The sequence below is a fragment of the Frankia sp. BMG5.23 genome, assembly GCF_000685765.2.
Taxonomy (GTDB): Bacteria; Actinomycetota; Actinomycetes; order Frankiales; family Frankiaceae; genus Frankia; species Frankia casuarinae.
The window spans coordinates 1-16,023 of sequence record NZ_JDWE01000031.1 but is presented as its reverse complement, the minus strand read 5'-3'; the positions used below and the strand labels follow the sequence as shown (position 1 = coordinate 16,023).

At 65.9% G+C, this 16,023-nt stretch carries 11 protein-coding genes; 6 read left to right on the top strand and 5 right to left on the bottom strand.

Translation table 11 applies throughout. The features are described from left to right. Nucleotides 1-3 precede the first annotated feature (3 nt). The 3 genes from pstA to pstS all read right to left on the bottom strand — a co-directional run bounded on the left by pstA (nt 4) and on the right by pstS (nt 3,450). On the bottom strand, nt 4-1,068 hold the full coding sequence (gene pstA / locus BMG523DRAFT_RS14480; RefSeq protein ID WP_043591392.1) for a phosphate ABC transporter permease PstA: 1,065 nt from the start codon (nt 1,066-1,068) through the stop codon (nt 4-6). After that, nucleotides 1,065-2,108 carry a phosphate ABC transporter permease subunit PstC gene (pstC, locus tag BMG523DRAFT_RS14475; protein ID WP_011438618.1) on the bottom strand — a complete coding sequence of 348 codons (1,044 nt, stop codon included), beginning with the start codon at nt 2,106-2,108 and terminating at the stop codon, nt 1,065-1,067. The genes pstA and pstC overlap by 4 nt, the downstream gene beginning before the upstream one ends. Nucleotides 2,109-2,340: 232 nt before the next feature. Further along, entirely contained in the window at nt 2,341-3,450 is a 1,110-nt protein-coding gene (gene pstS, locus BMG523DRAFT_RS14470) for a phosphate ABC transporter substrate-binding protein PstS (protein ID WP_011438619.1), read from the bottom strand. Nucleotides 3,451-4,499: 1,049 nt separating this feature from the next. On the opposite strand from pstS, the gene BMG523DRAFT_RS14465 reads away from it, so the two are divergent. Together BMG523DRAFT_RS14465 and proS are read left to right on the top strand one after the other, a co-directional pair. Then, nucleotides 4,500-4,808: a hypothetical protein gene (locus BMG523DRAFT_RS14465; RefSeq protein WP_023840709.1), complete on the top strand. Its 309-nt coding sequence runs from the start codon at nt 4,500-4,502 to the stop codon at nt 4,806-4,808. Between the two features lie 162 nt (nt 4,809-4,970). Beyond that, on the top strand, nt 4,971-6,377 hold the full coding sequence (gene proS, locus BMG523DRAFT_RS14460; RefSeq protein ID WP_011438621.1) for a proline--tRNA ligase: 1,407 nt from the start codon (nt 4,971-4,973) through the stop codon (nt 6,375-6,377). Nucleotides 6,378-6,698: 321 nt separating this feature from the next. Here proS and pyrH read toward each other — a convergent pair whose 3' ends face one another. Continuing rightward, the gene (pyrH, locus tag BMG523DRAFT_RS14455) at nt 6,699-7,502 is read right to left on the bottom strand and encodes a UMP kinase (protein ID WP_023840711.1); all 804 of its coding nucleotides are present in this window, start codon (nt 7,500-7,502) and stop codon (nt 6,699-6,701) included. Between the two features lie 449 nt (nt 7,503-7,951). On the opposite strand from pyrH, the gene BMG523DRAFT_RS14450 reads away from it, so the two are divergent. After that, nucleotides 7,952-9,244 (top strand): ABC transporter substrate-binding protein, encoded by a 1,293-nt coding sequence (locus tag BMG523DRAFT_RS14450; RefSeq protein WP_235463155.1) that lies wholly within the window; start codon nt 7,952-7,954, stop codon nt 9,242-9,244. Nucleotides 9,245-9,895: 651 nt separating this feature from the next. Here BMG523DRAFT_RS14450 and BMG523DRAFT_RS23225 read toward each other — a convergent pair. Further along, a complete protein-coding gene (locus tag BMG523DRAFT_RS23225) occupies nt 9,896-10,669 on the bottom strand; it encodes a GntR family transcriptional regulator (protein ID WP_160323720.1) in 774 nt (257 codons plus the stop codon). Nucleotides 10,670-10,868: 199 nt separating this feature from the next. Here BMG523DRAFT_RS23225 and BMG523DRAFT_RS14445 point away from each other — a divergent pair, with 199 nt between their 5' ends. The 3 genes from BMG523DRAFT_RS14445 (at nt 10,869) to BMG523DRAFT_RS14440 (ending at nt 15,257) form a co-directional block, all read left to right on the top strand. Continuing rightward, the gene (locus BMG523DRAFT_RS14445) at nt 10,869-11,285 is read left to right on the top strand and encodes a hypothetical protein (protein ID WP_011438625.1); all 417 of its coding nucleotides are present in this window, start codon (nt 10,869-10,871) and stop codon (nt 11,283-11,285) included. Between the two features lie 893 nt (nt 11,286-12,178). Further along, nucleotides 12,179-12,346, top strand: coding sequence for a hypothetical protein (locus tag BMG523DRAFT_RS25345; RefSeq protein WP_160323719.1), 168 nt, complete (start codon nt 12,179-12,181; stop codon nt 12,344-12,346). Nucleotides 12,347-13,733: 1,387 nt separating this feature from the next. Next, a complete protein-coding gene (locus tag BMG523DRAFT_RS14440; RefSeq protein ID WP_160323718.1) occupies nt 13,734-15,257 on the top strand; it encodes an FtsK/SpoIIIE domain-containing protein in 1,524 nt (507 codons plus the stop codon). Nucleotides 15,258-16,023: the final 766 nt, after the last annotated feature.

The following is a 16,023-nucleotide window of genomic DNA, read 5'->3' as shown; positions in this document are numbered from 1 at the left end:
TCATCACAGCCGCGAGCGTCCGGCGATCAGACGAGCGATGAAGTTGAGCAGCATGATGATGACGATGAGTACCAGGGCGGCGGCCCAGGCCCGGTCCACCGCCGCCTGCTGCGGCTGGCCGGCCTGCGAGTAGATGTACAGCGGCAGTGCGGACTGCTCCCCGGAGAACGGGTTGGCGTTGATGAGGTTCGTGCCGAAGACGGTCAGCAGCAGCGGCGCGGTCTCGCCGGCAACGCGGGCGACCGCGAGCATGACGCCGGTCACGATCCCGGGCAACGCGGTGGGGACGACCACCTTGAGGATGGTCCGCCAACGCGCCACCCCGAGGGCGTAGCTGGCCTCCCGCAGCTCGTCCGGAACGAGCTTCAGCATTTCCTCGGCGGAGCGCACCACGATCGGAATCATGAGCACCGTGAGGGCCAGGGCACCCGCGAATCCGGAGAAGCCCTGGTGAAGGGCGAGGATCCAGAACGCCAGGATGAACAGACCCGCGATGATCGAGGGAAGACCGGTGAGCACGTCGACAAAGAAACTGATCACCCGGCTGACCCGGCCGCGGCCATATTCCACCAGGTAGATGGCCACCAGCAGACCGAACGGCACGGCCAGCAGGCTCGCCAACGCGACCTGCTCCACTGTGCCGATGATCGCGTGGTAGATGCCACCGCCGACGTCACGGGCACCGATGCCGTTCATCGAGTGAGTGAAGAATCCGGGGCGCAGCCGCCTCGCACCCTTCTCGATCACATTCACGAGCACCGCGAGCAGGGGGATGACCGCTAGCAGGAAGGCGGCGTAGACCAGGTTCGTCGCGAACCGGTCCCGGGCCCGGCGGGCGCCCTCGACCAGCGTCGAGGCCACGGTCATCGCGAGGATGAAGAAGACGGCGACCAGCAGGAGGAACTGGATCCTGCTGGAGATCGAGGTCACCAGATAGATCAGGACCGTCAGGACGACGGCACCGGCAGCGGCGGCGAGCGGTACCCAGCGGGGCAGGACCCGGCCCCGCAGCTGCAGCCGGTCCTCACCGCCCGCGACGGCGCTGCCGGGAACGGTCGCGGTTTTCATGCGGCACTCCCCAAGAACTCACGCCGCCGCGCGATGATGGCGCGAGCGATGATGTTGACCAGCATGGTGACGATGAAGAGCACGAGACCGGACGCGATAAGCGCACCGCGGCCGATGTCGTTGGCCTCGCCCCATCCGTTCGCCACGTTCGCGGCGATGGTGTTACCGGCCGGCGCGAGGATCTGCCAGGAGATGTTGAACGACGCCGGCAGGACCAGGGCAACCGCGATGGTCTCGCCCATCGCCCGCCCGAGGCCCAGCATCGAGGCGCTGATGACGCCCGGCTTGCCGTAGGGCAGGACGGCGGTTCTGATCATCTCCCAGCGGGTCGCGCCCAGCGCCATCGCCGCCTCCCGATGCGCACTGGGCACCTGCAGGAACACCTCGCGGGACAGCGCGGCGACGATCGGCAGAATCATGATCGCGAGGACGACACTGGCAACGAAGATCGACCGACCGACCCCGCGATCGGTCTCGAACAGCGGAATCCACCCGAAGTAGTCGGTCAGCCAGCTCTGGATGCCCTTCATGTGCGGCGCGAGCACGAGCAGTCCCCACAGGCCGTAGACGACGCTCGGCACGGCCGCCAGCAGATCGACGATGTAGCCGAGGGCGGAGGCCATCCGGCGCGGCGCGTACACCGTGATGAACAGAGCGATACCCACCGCGACCGGAACAGCGATAATCATTGCGATGGCAGCGGTGATCATCGTGCCGAACAGCAGTGCGGCGATGCCGAAAACCGGCGGCGTGGCGTTGGGGAACCACTCCTCCGTGGTGAAGAAGTTCCCGGTATTGGCGCCGAGGGCATCGGTGGCGCGCAATACCAGGAAGGCCGCGATCGCGGCGATCAGTACCAGCAGCCCGACCCCGGCCGTGCGGGTGGCATTCTTGAAGATCAGGTCAGCGACGCCGACCTTGGCCTTGCCTGTCGAGGTGTCCGCCAGCCCGCCGGCCGGCCGATCACCTCCCGATGGGGCCGTCGCCGAAGCGGCACCCCGAGACTCGGCGTCCGCCGAGCTGTCCGGCTCCGTCGTCATGGGTCCTCTTCCCCTGGTGCTCCGAACTCGACTTCCCGCTCGTGAAATGCCCTGGCCGTCACCGTCTTGGCTGGTCTGGTGCTGCTGGTCTGGTGCTGCTGGTCTGGTCTGAATGCGCTGGCCGTTCCCGGCTGCTCTCACCGTCGTCGTCAACGAACGACGGGCCCGCGATGGGGCTGTTCACCCCACCGCGGGCACCGGCTAGTCCGATCGGAGCTGCGTCAGATCGACGTCAGGACAGCTTGTCAACCACCGCGCGGACCCGAGTCGCTACCGAGTCCGGCAGCGGCGCGTAACCAAGGTCGGCGATCGAGGACTGGCCCGCGTCCGACGCGGTGTAAGTCAGGAAGGACTTGACCAGCTTGGCCTGGTCGGCCGGGAGACCCGTGGTGCAGGCGATCTCGTAGGTGACCAAGTAGATCGGGTAGGCCCCCTTGGTCGCCGCGGTGTAGTCGAAGGTGAGCTTCAGATCGTCACCGCTGGCAACCTTCGCGGTGCTCAGGCCGAGGGAGGCACCATCCGTGCTCGCCTTGACGTACTCTCCGGCACCGTTCTTGACCGCGACCGTGGACAGCCCGGCGTTCTCCGCGTAGGAGAGCTCCGTATAACCGATCGAGTTCTCGGTGGACTTCACGGTCGCAGTCACCCCGTCGCTGCCCTTGGCACCCTGGCCGCCCGGGGCCTTCCAGTCCGAGCCGGAGTCGAAGGTCCAAGCGGCGCCGGCCGCGCCCTTCAGGAACTTGGTGAAGTTGTCGGTGGTGCCGGAACCGTCGGACCGGTGCACCGAGGCAATCGGCGCGTCAGGCAGAGTAACCCCGCTGTTCTCCGCGGTGATCGCCGGGTCGTTCCACTTGGTGATGGCGCCGGAGAAGATCTTCGCTATCGTCGGGGCAGACAGCTGGAGCTTGTCGACACCCGAGAGGTGGTATATAAGCGCCACCGGGCCGACCACCATCGGCAGGTCGACAGCCGTACCGGGGGTACAGCGCTTGTCCGCGTCGGTCTTCTGCTGGTCCTTCAGCGCCGAGTCGGAACCGGCGAAGGAAACCTGCTTGGCGACGAACTGCTGCCGACCGGTCGAGGACCCCGTCGACTGATAGTTGATCTTTGCTCCGTCGCAGGCGTTCTGGTACGCCTTGACCCATTCGTCCATCGCGTTCTTCTGCGCGGAGGAACCCGATCCGGTAATGGAGCCCTTCTCGCAGGCGATCGCGCTCGCCCCGTTCGACGGCTTCGCCGCGGTGCCGCCGGAGTCACTGTTGTCGTCGGTGCCACACGCCGCCACAGTGAGCAGTGCCACCATTGCAGCCCCGATGGCGGCCTGACGCTTGCCTCGGTTCACGAGCAGCCCTTCGTTCTCGCGCGCTACGGCGCCGAATCGTCCGCCCCCTGGACTGGGGCGCCGACGAGAATCGAAGCCACCTCGAATGAACGCAAGGTGAACGTCCGCGAACGCGGACCCATCACCAACCGGAACACATCCATATCACCGGCTTCGCGGTTGGTTAGCCAGCCAATGGCCAATCCGATCATGACTGTGCGCATCAAATGATCGGCAGATAGTCACTCTCGCCCATCGTCCCGAACATCACGCCACGCCCGGAACACCGTGGACAAGTGACCCTCGGTCACGGACGGGAGCGTTACGAGAACGGATGGAAGCGGACAAGAACGGACGGGAGCCTAATGAGAACGGACAGGAACAGGCGAGAGTCCGACAGGAAGAACGCCGAGCCGCCCGGAACTTGATCATTCACGGTCATCGAGCGGCATCGTCGCTGTCAACCTTCCGACGCAGCAAGCATCGAAAGTTCACCGACGCGCGTCATGTCCGGCCCGGGGGGCCGCGCCCTGTGACGCAGTGGGACGGAGCCGGCGAAGCGGCCAACCCGCGCGCCGCGCTACGCAGCTGATCAGGACCTTCGTCCTCTGTTACCAGACGTCCACTCTGAGCACAGATCGCCGGTAGCCAACCCCGCGTTCTCGTGCTTTGCTGTAAAGCAACATCGATGTGGCTGACAGCATCAACGGCGTAGCCGAAGCAACGGCGTAGCCGAAGCAACGGCGTAGCCGAAGAGCACCACGACCCGTCCGTTCCACCCGACCAGTCCACCCGACCAGCGCATCCGCCTGCGCCCGCCCACCGGGAGCCGTCCCGCCCGGCGATGAAGCGCGCCACGGCCAGCCACCGCCGCGTGGCGGGACGACGATGTCCCGTCACGCGGCGGATCGGCGGGGTCCGGCAAGCCGCAGACCGCATGGCGCGGGGCCCGCGGGTACCGCCGCGTCCGGTTGGCCGGACGACCCGGGGCCGGCGCTGCGCACCCCGTGCCGGCGGCACCAACCAGACGCGGCACGACATGCGACACGACAACGGAGGACGACCAGAACATGAACACCGTCGATAACGACGATCTTCTACCAGAACCCCGTCCGGTCATCGGGGGACGGCCACGGTCACTGGCCGAGGTGGTCACCGTCAACGATGGCTTACTCGTCCAACACGAGCTGCTCCTCGCCCCGGGAGCCACCGCTGCCGACCTGACCACCGCGATGATCCTCGTCCCCCCCACGGCCGCGCTGGTCAGCCATCACGGCGACGTGGACGTCTCACTGGTATTCCAGGAGGTTTCGCGGGATGCTCGGCGCGGGGTCGACGGGCAGCCAGTCGGACGCGGCGGCGATCCGGGCCGGACCTGAACCGTCCACTCTGGCGACCGTCCCCTCAGCGACCGTCCACTCTGGCGACGGGCCGTCAGCCGAGACGACCGCGACCGGCGCGAGGCGCCCGCCGGGGCGGCGGACCCAACAGGTGCCGGTCCCCGGGGCCACGAGCCGTGGTCGAGGCAATATCGTGGCGGGGTGGCTGTACTCACCTCCCGCTCGACCGACTTTCCGCGCTGGTATCAGGACGTGCTCGCCAAGGCCGAGCTGGCCGACAACGGCCCCGTCCGCGGGACGATGGTCATCCGACCGTACGGCTACGCGATCTGGGAACGCATGCAGGCCGAGGTGGACTCCCGAATCAAGGCCGCCGGGGCCGTCAATGCCTACTTCCCCCTGTTCATCCCCGAAAGCTACCTGCGCCGGGAGGCCGAGCACGTCGAGGGCTTCAGCCCGGAGCTGGCGGTGGTCACCATCGGTGGCGGCAAGGAGCTGGAGGAGCCCGTAGTCGTCCGGCCCACCAGCGAGACCGTGATCGGCGAATACCTGGCGAAGTGGACCCAGAGCTACCGTGACCTGCCCCTGCTGCTCAACCAGTGGGCGAACGTGGTCCGGTGGGAGCTGCGTCCCCGGCTGTTCCTGCGCAGCAGCGAGTTCCTCTGGCAGGAGGGCCACACCGCGCACGCCGACGAGGCCGATGCCGCGGCCTACGCCCGTCGGATCGCGCTCGAGGTCTACCGCGACTTTATGACGCAGGTGCTGGCGGTCCCGGTGTTCGTCGGAGTGAAGACGCGCCGGGAACGGTTCGCCGGCGCGACCAACACCATGACCTGCGAGGGCATGATGGGCGACGGCAAGGCTCTGCAGATGGCGACCAGTCACGAGCTCGGCCAGAACTTCGCCCGTGCCTTCGACATTGACTTCCTCGGCGCCGACGGAGCCCGGCATCTGGCGTGGACGACGTCGTGGGGCTGCTCGACCCGGATGGTCGGCGGGCTGATCATGGCACATGGCGACGACAACGGCCTGCGTGTCCCGCCCCGGTTGGCGCCGACGCAGGTCGTGGTCCTGCCGGTGCGCGACGAGGAGACCGTCGTCGCGAAGGCCCGCCAGATCGCCGCCGCCCTGACCGACGCCGGTCTTCGGGTGCAGGTCGACGCCCGTCCCGGGTTGTCCTTCGGCCGGCGGGTCACCGACGCGGAGATCAAGGGCATCCCGGTACGGGTTGAGGTGGGTCCGCGGGACCTGGCCGCGGGCAACGTCACCCTGGTGCGCCGGGACACCTCCGAGAAGGTGCCGGTGCCGCTGGCCGAGGTCGCCACGCGGGTGCCGGTGCTGCTGGGCGAGGTGCAGGCCGACCTGTACGCCGAGGCGCTGGCCCTACGCGAGAGCCGGACGACGGACGTCGCCACCGTTGCCGAGGCCGCCCGGGCCGCCCAGGCCGGCTTCGCCCGGATCCCCTGGCGCCTTGTCGGCGAGGAGGGCGAGGCCGAGCTCGCCGAGGAGGCGCTCACCGTGCGGTGCATCCAGACACCGGACGGCGGGATCCCCGAGGCCGGCAGCGACGCCGACGACCTCGTCTGCCTGATCGCCCGCTCCTACTGACGTCCAAGATCCCTGGCGTGGTAGCCGTCCGGGGCAGAGACGATCAGCCGCGCAGACGGGGACCGGTCGGCGGCGACCGTGGAAACCCAGGTCGGTCGTATCTTCACGAACGTATCTTCACGAAGCTTGAATGATGGGACCGGGTTAGGGGTCGTCGTCTTCGTCCACGAAACGTGGCGTAATGCGTACCGCGGTGAGTCCGCCGCCGCGCGGACAAACCGCGCCCGTCCTTCGAGAAGCGGGTTCGATCTCCCTCGACGTGCCCCTCAGAGGCAGATCGGGACCGACGTCGAGATCGATTGTATGGCCGGCGCCTCGGGATCAGGCCGTCGATTCGGCGGGGCTGGCCAGCACCTCGTTCCCGAACTCTTCGGACTTCTCCGGCGAGGAGGAGATAACCGTCCCCCGGTGCTCACCACGGCAGATCGCCGTCATCGCGCCCCGCTGTTCGATATCGAAGATATGCAGCGGCATACCGAAGTCACGGGCCAGGATGAAGGCCGACTGATCCATCACCCGGAGCCCGCGGCTGATCACCTCGTCATAACTGAGGTGCGAGAAGAGCCTGGCCCCTGGATTGATCTTCGGATCGCTGTCGTAGACGCCGTCCACGCCGTCCTTGGCGGCCAGCACCGCGTCGGCATTGAGCTCCAGCGCCCGCTGCACCGCCGGGTAGTCGGTGGTGAGGAAGGGCTGGCCATTGCCGCAGGCGAGGATGACCGTCGCCCCCTTCTCCAGCAGGTGCACCGCCCGCAGCCGGATGTAGGGCTCGGCCACCGCTGGAACGGGCACCGCCGTCATCACCCGCAGATTGTCCTCACCCAGCGCGGTGAGCTTCCCCCGGAGCAGCAGACTGTTGATGACCGTACTCAGCATGCCGATATTGTCGGCTTCGACCCGGTCAATACCCCACCGGTCCGACTGGTTACCACGGAAGAGGTTCCCGCCGCCGACGACGATCGCCACCTCCACGCCGGACTGGCGGACCGCGATGATTTCTCGGGCGAGGTGCTCCAGCGCGTTGGAATCGAAGCCGAATTCGGCGGAACCGGCGATCGCGCGACCGCTCAGTTTGACGACCACTCGGCGGTATCTCGTCACTGTCTCCCGCTTCCCCTTTTCCATGGTGCGATCTTAACGTAGGCGGGCAATGATCGATCATGAGCCCATGACCCCTCGGGTACACGGTAGAGCACCCGGCTCCCGGGCACGTCGCACGACGGGCGCGCCCGAGAGATTCCGCCGACGGCGGACCGTACCCGCAGCACCTTTCGCCGGCCGGGCACCGACGACCGCCGTCGCGATCCACCGTTATCCGACTCCGGGCAGCCGGAGGTCGGGCCCGGCGGTGCGTGGACGCCGGCGGCGGGGACCAGGCGGCGGGGACGAGGCGGCGGCGATGGATCAGCATCCCGCGCCCGGCCGGCACCATCAACATCGCCCAAGGACTACGCCGCCACTCCCGCCGACCCGAACGACCGCTCCACGCGATCACGAATCTGGATTACCGACAGACAACTTTGCCGGAGCCCGGCAGGAGAATACTGGATATGCTCGAGCCGAGGCCGTCGACGGTGAGTGGCGCGACGGATCCGATACCGCAGAGGAGCACTGTTGCGATGTTCTTACCCGGAAGGCCGTCGTTATTACGGTCGACTGCACTGATCTCTATCCTGATTAGCCTGATCGGACTGGTTGCGTGCACCGCTTCGGAGGATTCCACCGGACGCACCGGAACAGCTGCCTGCGCCACACCGGGCATAACTGAGACCGAGATCAAGGCCGGCGTTCTTTTCCCTGACACCGGGCCGTTCGCGCACAGTATGCGCGCGTTCCGGGCCGGAATCGATGCACGTTTCGGCGAAGCCAACGCCGCAGGCGGCGTCAACGGGCGGAAGATTGTCTACAGCTGGCGGGATGATGTCTCCGACCCCCAGTTGAACCTCGCCGCGGCCCGCGAGCTCGTCCAGAAGGAAGAGGTCTTCGGCATCATAGAAGGACTGGGTGCGGTCTCCGGCTCAGCCCAGTACCTCGCGGATCTGAACGTGCCGATCGTCGGACTGGGAGCCGAACCCGTCTGGGCCGCGCACGAGAACATGGTCTCGTGGCATCACTATACAGTCCCGGCCGGGTCGTCCACCGTCTGGGGGGATTTCATTCGCGGTGAGGGGGGAACCCGGAGCGCCATGGTCGACGTAGCGTTGAACGCTGCCGTGCACGACTATCATCGGCAGCTCGTTGACAGCCTGCAAGCGGCCGGTGTCAGCGTGGACATAAACTTCGAGGTGACCGCGGAGACGACCAGCTTCGAGGCGTTGGCCAGGCAAATGAAGGCGGCTAACATCGACACCCTTACCGGCGTCATCACCCCGGACGTCCTCACTCAGATCCTCCCCGCGGCCCGTGCCGCCGGCGTGAACCTCAAGACGGTGCTCCTCTCGCTCGGCTACGATCGGGCCCTGCTGACCGATCTCGGCCCGGCCCTGGCCGGCACCAACATCTACATCAGCTTCGTCCCGTTCGAGCTGAACACCCCCGCGCATCAGCGGCTGCTCGCCGCGATGACCCGCTACTCTCCGCAGACCCAGCCGCCGGAGCAGGAAAGCGCGGTCTTCGGTTGGTTGTCCGCCGATCTGTTCCTGCACGGCCTGCAAGCCGCCGGCGCCTGCCCGACCCACCAGTCGTTCCTACAGGGTCTGCACTCCGTGCACGACTACGACGGCACTGGCCTGCTCCCCAAGCCGGTTGATCTCGCGAAAAACCGCGGCCAACTCGGCAACTGCTATTATTTCATGCGCATCAGCGGCGACGGCAGTCATTTCGTACCGCTGCAGTCCACGGCCCGTTGCGGTAATTTGATCAACTGAACAATGCGCCTTCCGTGGGGAGCCTTTCGGCCTTCGCCTCGATCAGACCGCCGAATCCTAGCCGCGCAACGCGGCAGGGCGGCGATCGACCGAAGACGGCAGGCCGATCGGTGCCCTGCCAGCGCCCGGCTGCCGGCTCGGTGCCCGCGGCCGAGGAAGATACGCGGGTAAGGGAGAGCGGCCGTGGGGTGGACGGGCAACCGGGTAGGACGTTCAGGAACGGCCGACCCCCTGGGCGGCAAAAACCCCGCCTCCCTGCTGGGGAGACGGGGCTGCAACGCGTCATCTGGTCGGGGTGGCGGGATTCGAACCCACGACCTCTTCGTCCCGAACTACCCGCATACGGGTCATAAGCGGGTGAATAGGGCATCGCCTCGCTGGTCGTGGCCAGCCTGAGGTGATCGCGGTCGGTCGGGTTGCTGTACTTCCGTGCTGTACTCCGGTGGTCTCGTTCCTGGGCGGCCTGCGACGCTCCGACACGCCGAATGGGGCGGCGGCCGACGCGCCATGGGGTGCCGACCGGAGGGAGGCGGGGCCCCATGCCGCGCGGCGGGATCGCCGGGGGCCCTGTTCGGCGTGGCGTGCGCGGCGCGAGGCTCTGCGGGGGGCGAAGCCCCCCGCCTTGAACAAGTAAAGAAAGTTGGCACGGAGCTACTCCAGGGGCACTTCATAGACGAGAATGTTCCGATCGGCAGCAAGCAGAAACTGTGTGACCTCGACTGGCCTTTCGTTCCGATCAAAGAAGGTCCGCCATAGCTCTATGATCGGGGCACCCGCAGACAGGGCCAGCGTGCGCCTTTCAGTCGGTGTCGGCATGCGCGCTAGAAGCTCTTCGACCGCGAAGGGGTTGAGTTGAATTCCCAGCTCTTCCACGAGAAATCGGTGTACACCTCCCGGCACCTTCTCGTTTCGCTCGAGTATCGAGCCGGACGCAATCTCCAAAGGGAAAAAGCTCGTTGCGATTTGACTTGGGAATCTATCAACACTGATCAGCGTCTCGCGGGTAACGATACTATGTCCGGGGTCAAGGTGGAGGCGCTTAGCGATTTCGGCGCTAGCGGCGCTAGTGGAAACGTCTGTGACGTTCTGCTCTCGCTTGGAACCCTGGCGCTCTGCCTCTACTTCGAGTGGTCCTTTTTCTCCTGGGCGGTCAGCGAGGATGTGCCTGCGGGATCCATAGCGACGTAGGCGCTTCGGCGATCGAACGAATGTTCCGCGCCCCTGAAGGACGATGACAAGTCCTTCATTCTCAAGCTCGTCAAGCGCGCTTTTGATCGTTCCCGCCGCGCTGGAATAGCGCTCTCGGAGCTCCCGCAGGGAGGGCAGACGGTCACCGTCAGCCAACACTCCTCCGTTGATCGCATCCCTCAAATCTGCGGCAATTTGCTGGTAGACGGGGATTGGACTCCCAGGATTGATACTCACGGTAAGTGTCCACCTCCTCACTGGTAGACGCCGAGTAGATGACATCTCCAGTCTAGTGGCATACCCAGCTCAGCTATAGGGGTCCTCACCAGCACTTTCGGGCGCCTAGGCTCGGGGGGCTTGCACTGTCCTAGCTGTTCTAGTACAGTTATCTCTGTCAGGAGGGATGAGCCTCCAATCGACAGGAGGGTTCTCGATCATGGCTGTGCCGATGAGGATTCCCGTGAGCTTCGGGGATGTGTTCCCGCACGGGGCGTTTGTGCTGGGCGTGGAGGCTGACCGTGACTTCGATGCGGTGAAGGCGGGTCTGTCCGATCCACAGGTGCGGGACAAGGAGACAGGACTGAAGGTGTGGCTGGTGCGGGTGCTGGACGCGGCGCCGGATCTGCGGGCCGGTCAGGCTGAGGTGAAGGTGAAGCTTGCGGCTGAGGTGCAGCCGGTCCCACCGGACACGCTCGCGGGTACGCCGTTTCGTCCGGTGGAGTTCGACGGGCTGACGGTCACCGCGTATGTAGACCAGTCGCGGAAGACGCCCCGGGTGGGTTACAGCCTGCGTGCTCGGGGGATGCGCGCCCCGATGGTGGCGAGCGCGCGGTCCGGGAAGGCGGCGGCGTAGCCATGCCGTTCAATTCTTGGAGGGTTAATTCCGAGGTTATGAATCCGGGTGGACAGAATACATCCCGGTCGGAGATGCGCCGTGACGCGATCGCTGATTGGAGCTCGGATGATGCTCCGGCTGTTCTGCGGGACATGAGCGCCGATGATCTGGTTGCGGTTGAGCGGGTAGCGCGGCGGCGTGGCGACCGTGCGGGGGATTGTGGGGATTACGCTCTTGAGGAGTGGTACGACGATATTGCCACTGATGTCAGGGCTGAGCGGCGGCGTCGCGGTCTCTGACGTTCTCGTTCTGGGCGCGTGCTCTGATCTGCCCGTTCCTACGCGCGCCTGAGCTGTTCTGCATTTCTCGCGACAGAAAGGTGTATTTCGCATGCGTCCGAATAAGAGTTTCCCTTCCGGTGGCTGTCCGGTGAGAGGCTGACATGGCCACATGCGGGCAGTGCAACGGAACTCGGACTCAGCCGGACGGCCGGTGGTGCCGTAGTTGTGTCGGTCTCTTGGCCCGGCTCGTGCAAACCTCTCCCCATGATATGGCGGTCGCGCTGAGAGATCAGCAGAAGGTACGTGAGAGAAATCGGCAGAACCGCGATCGCCGTGCTGCTCGCCGTGCTGAGGATCGTGCGGCACGGACTCTCACTCCGGGTGGCACCACTGCCCGCGCATCGATGCCGAAATGCGAAAGGTGCGGACGGGAACGGCCTCTCACGGTCAAACGCGGCAAAGCCGTGTGCATCGGCGGATGCGACTGATGGGCTGGCTTCTTCGCTGGATTGCGGCGGAGTTCACCTGGGATGCGGCTTGCGGTGAGCCTGTTAACGGGCCGGTGGGCGGCCCGTTAATGCAACGGCGCCGCATGCCTCGGCGGTGACCTGCAACGAAAGGAGTAGCCCCATGGCTAAGAAGAAGTCCGGTGGCAACAACCGGGTCGGATCCGGGAATATCCCTGTCGTCTCCAACGGCGGGAACTGCGCCCACTGCGGTGAGCACACCACCGCACACGCCGACGGCGTGTGGCTGCACGCGGAATGCGTCGCTCCTTATCTGAACTCTCGTAGGTAGATCCAACTGATCATTCGTATTTCCGGCGTCCCGGCGGAACTGGAGTGGCGTCGGCAGGCTCGTTTTATTCTTCATTTCGATGGCCTACTTTAGGCCGGGTTTTCTGTAACTCCTGCGATAGGAAGGTGTATTTCGCATGCATTCGAATAGGGATATTCAGCGGGCGGCGGCGTTGGCCCGGTCGAATCGGGCTCGCGCGGACGCGGACGCGCGTCGTCGGAAGGGCTGCGCTGAGGCGGGGGTCCGTGTCTCTCGGGATGTGGAGCATGCGGCGTGGTCTGAGTACCGGCGTCTTTCCTAGCTGGTACGGGTCGACGTACCCGGGGTGCGGGTCTGAGTTTGCCCGCTCCTCCCGCACCCCGGGTATGTCTGTTGTCCATCTCCCTGCGACAGGAATGGGACACTCTCATGTCTACCACACGATCGCTTCGTGGAACCCTGTCCGTGGACGACTTGTGCCGGGCGGAGGATCGGGCGTGGCTCGTGTACGCGGCTGCCCGTGATCGTGCGGCTGAGGCGTTCGATGAGTATCAGCGTCTGGCTGCTGCCGCGCACGCCCGGTACGCGGACTATGAGGCGGCTTACGATGCCTGCCGGTCCGCTCTTAACGCTGATTCCTAGCCGACTATCCGGCTGTTGCAACCGGCCGGTGCGCTGGTTGCTTTCGGAAGGGTGCATGTCCGATGGCTTCTCGTACCTGTTCTTCTTGCCACCGTATGTTCATCTGCCCGTGTGGGCCGATGATGGCGTGTCGGCATTCTCGTTGCCCGTCGTGCACGGTGCCGGCTCGTCGGGTGCAGCGTCCTGTCTATCGGAAGGGTTCCCGGTGATGACCGAGTTGTATTCCTACACGTGTGAGGTGTGCGGGCTGAGCTCGCGGCCGACTCGTTCTCGGGCGGACATGCGCGGGCAGAAGGAAACGCATGATCGGGTGGCGCATGGCCATGTCACCCGGAATGGAAGCGTGCGTGCCGCGCGCCGTGAGCGGGGTGGTAGCTGATGGCCCGGCGGTCTCGTCGGCAGTCGTCTGATCAGATGCCGTTACCGTTCGGTGGGGAGGTTCCGCCGGTTCCGCCGGTTCCTGGGCCGTTCTCGATTCCGCTGGTGCGTGCCCGGGAAGCGGCTGACCCTATCCCGCTTGAGCCGCGTCGGCGTCGACGTCGGGGCTGATGCCGCTTTTGGATTGGGGAACGGGTAGGTATTTCCCTCGCGGTGATGTGGGGGATCCGGAGCCGTGTGTGCTGTGCCGGCGTCCGGCTCTGTGCCGTTCTCCGGATGGTGTCGCTGTTCACAAGGTGTGCTGGGAGGGAGGTGGATCATGAGGGTACGGCTCGGGGACTTGTCGCGGTCCGTTCCGGTGAACCGGGACACGCGTAGGCATCCGCTGGTGCGTCCGGGTGATACGGCCGGGCGGGTTGGTCTGCGTCTGGTGGGCCGGGTGGGGGTCACGGTCGCCCGGGTGATCGCCCGTTTCCCTCGTACGTCGTTCAGTCTGTTTGCCGCGCTGCTGCTGGTCGATCGGGTGGGCTGGGTGCTGCCCGCGCTGGCGCTGGCGGTGCTGACCGTGGCCGCGCTGGTCTGGCGGCTGGCCTGCCCGTCTAGCTACGCCCGATGGTTGGGGCGTCCGCTGCGCTCGTGGTGGGCGCGTTGGGTTCGCTACGCTCCGCGCTGGCGGGGGCTCATGACCCGTCACGACCTGGCCGTGGTGGATGGGGATGTGCTGGTCTGGCCTGGTCTGCGGAAAGTCCGATCAAGCGACTACCGTGATGCGCTGCTGGTCAAGCTGCGCGCTGGCCAGAAACCGGATCATCTGGCGGATGCCTCCGAGTCGCTGGCGCACGCGCTGGGAAGTCAGGCCGTGCGGGTACGGACCCACAGGCCGGGTTACGTGTGGTTGGACGTGACCCGCCGGGATCCGTTCACCCGGCCGATGTCGAGGTTGCCGGTTCCTGCCTCGGCTGGCGCGGTGGACCTGACCGCGTTGCCGATTGGCCGGCGGGAGGACGGCGCGCTGTGGCTGCTGCGTCTGCTCGGCACGCACGTGTTCGTCGCGGGTGCGACCGGTGCGGGGAAGGGGTCGGTCATCTGGTCGACCCTGCTCCGGCTGGGTCCGGCTATCGCTGCCGGTCTGGTGCAGGTGTGGGCGATCGACCCGAAGGGCGGGATGGAACTGTTCCCGGGGCGTGCGCTGTTCACCCGCTACGAGGACAGTCACCTGGGCGCGATGGTTCAGCTTCTGGAGGATGCGGCGGAGTTCACCCGGGATCGTGCTGCCCGGTTGAAAGGCGTGACCCGCCGGTTGACTCCGACGGTGGACATGCCGTTTGTGCTGGTCCTCGTCGACGAATTCGCGTTCATCACAGCGTATGTGACAGACAAGAAACTCCAGGGACGGGCGGATAACGCGGTGCAGATCCTCGCTTCTCAGGGACGGGCTCCGGGTGTGGGTCTGATGGTCGCGTTGCAAGATCCATCCAAGGAGGTGGTTCCTTACCGGAATCTGTTCCCGAGCCGCATCGCGATGCGGCTCGATGAACCGCAGCAGGTCGATATGGTCCTCGGGGACAAGATGCGTACCCGGGGCGCCTACTGTGACCTGATCCCGGAAAGCCTTCCCGGGGTCGGCTACGTCAAACTGGAAGGCACTCGAGACCCGTTTCGGGTCCGCGCGGAATACATCGACGATGATGTGATCGACGGGCTTGCCCGTGACTACCCGGCTCCGGCTAGCATGCCGGTCCCGCTACTCGGTCAACACACCGAATCCGGCCTTGACATTGCAGCCGACATTCCCACCCCCGCCCGTCTGGGCGACGGGGAGCTATCCCCGGAATGGGCGGTGTTTTCCGCTGACTATCAGCGTCGCCATGCCACCAACGGAACCTCGGGTATCCCAATGGGGCTCGATTAGGAAGGGAACCACCATGCCTCGCCGTAACATCAACTCCGGGAACACCTACCGGCAGTGCCGTGCCTGCATGGGTGAGCGTCCACGGAACTGCTCGTCCTGCCATGGTCTCGGCACCACCCTGGCTGTCCGGCGCCACCGGACCCGATGAGAGGACCCTCGGCCGCGCTCAAAGCGATACGCCGGTGGCCTCCAACCCCCTCCATTGCGCGCTGGCCGTGGCGCTGGGCGAGAGATGACACGATCCCGGGGTGGACTCGACGTCGTTGCCACTGGAACACACGGCGGACGGCGGACGGTACGCCACGGACATGCCAGAGATCGTTTTTTACGGCGACTGAGCGGCGCGCGACGCTCCGTGTGGGTATGCGGTCGGGCGGGGCTCCCCCTCCGACCTGACCGCGCCACCCCGGGGACCACGCCGAACGGTTGTTCGCCTGTTGTGTGCATCCTGGAACGCTCGGGGTGCCCTGCCCGTTGCGGTGGGTGAGGCTCGGCAACTCCTCACGTCCGTACCTGGTGCGGCGCCCCTCATGCGCGGCGGCTGACGCTCTATCTCGCCACTACACGCGCGGGCATTCCTAGCCGATGGGCCTTTTCCTTCCCCTACCATTTTTTTCTCCGTTCCGGGCGCTTTTAGAAACTGTCGAATGGTGGTTCTGTCAAGGGCGTTCACGTAGTGCCCTTGACAGGTTCTCCATTCGATAGACAATGCCGCGCCCCCGGAATGGGGAAATGAGGTGTGGCGCCGCTGCGGCCGTCCGTGAAA

Coding starts and splice junctions, on each gene's coding strand:
- pstA (WP_043591392.1), bottom strand. CDS start 1,068: ATGAAAACCGCGACCGTTCCCGGCAGCGCCGTCGCGGGCGGTGAGGAC.
- pstC (WP_011438618.1), bottom strand. CDS start 2,108: ATGACGACGGAGCCGGACAGCTCGGCGGACGCCGAGTCTCGGGGTGCC.
- BMG523DRAFT_RS14465 (WP_023840709.1), top strand. CDS start 4,500: ATGAACACCGTCGATAACGACGATCTTCTACCAGAACCCCGTCCGGTC.
- pyrH (WP_023840711.1), bottom strand. CDS start 7,502: ATGGAAAAGGGGAAGCGGGAGACAGTGACGAGATACCGCCGAGTGGTC.
- BMG523DRAFT_RS14445 (WP_011438625.1), top strand. CDS start 10,869: ATGGCTGTGCCGATGAGGATTCCCGTGAGCTTCGGGGATGTGTTCCCG.
- BMG523DRAFT_RS25345 (WP_160323719.1), top strand. CDS start 12,179: ATGGCTAAGAAGAAGTCCGGTGGCAACAACCGGGTCGGATCCGGGAAT.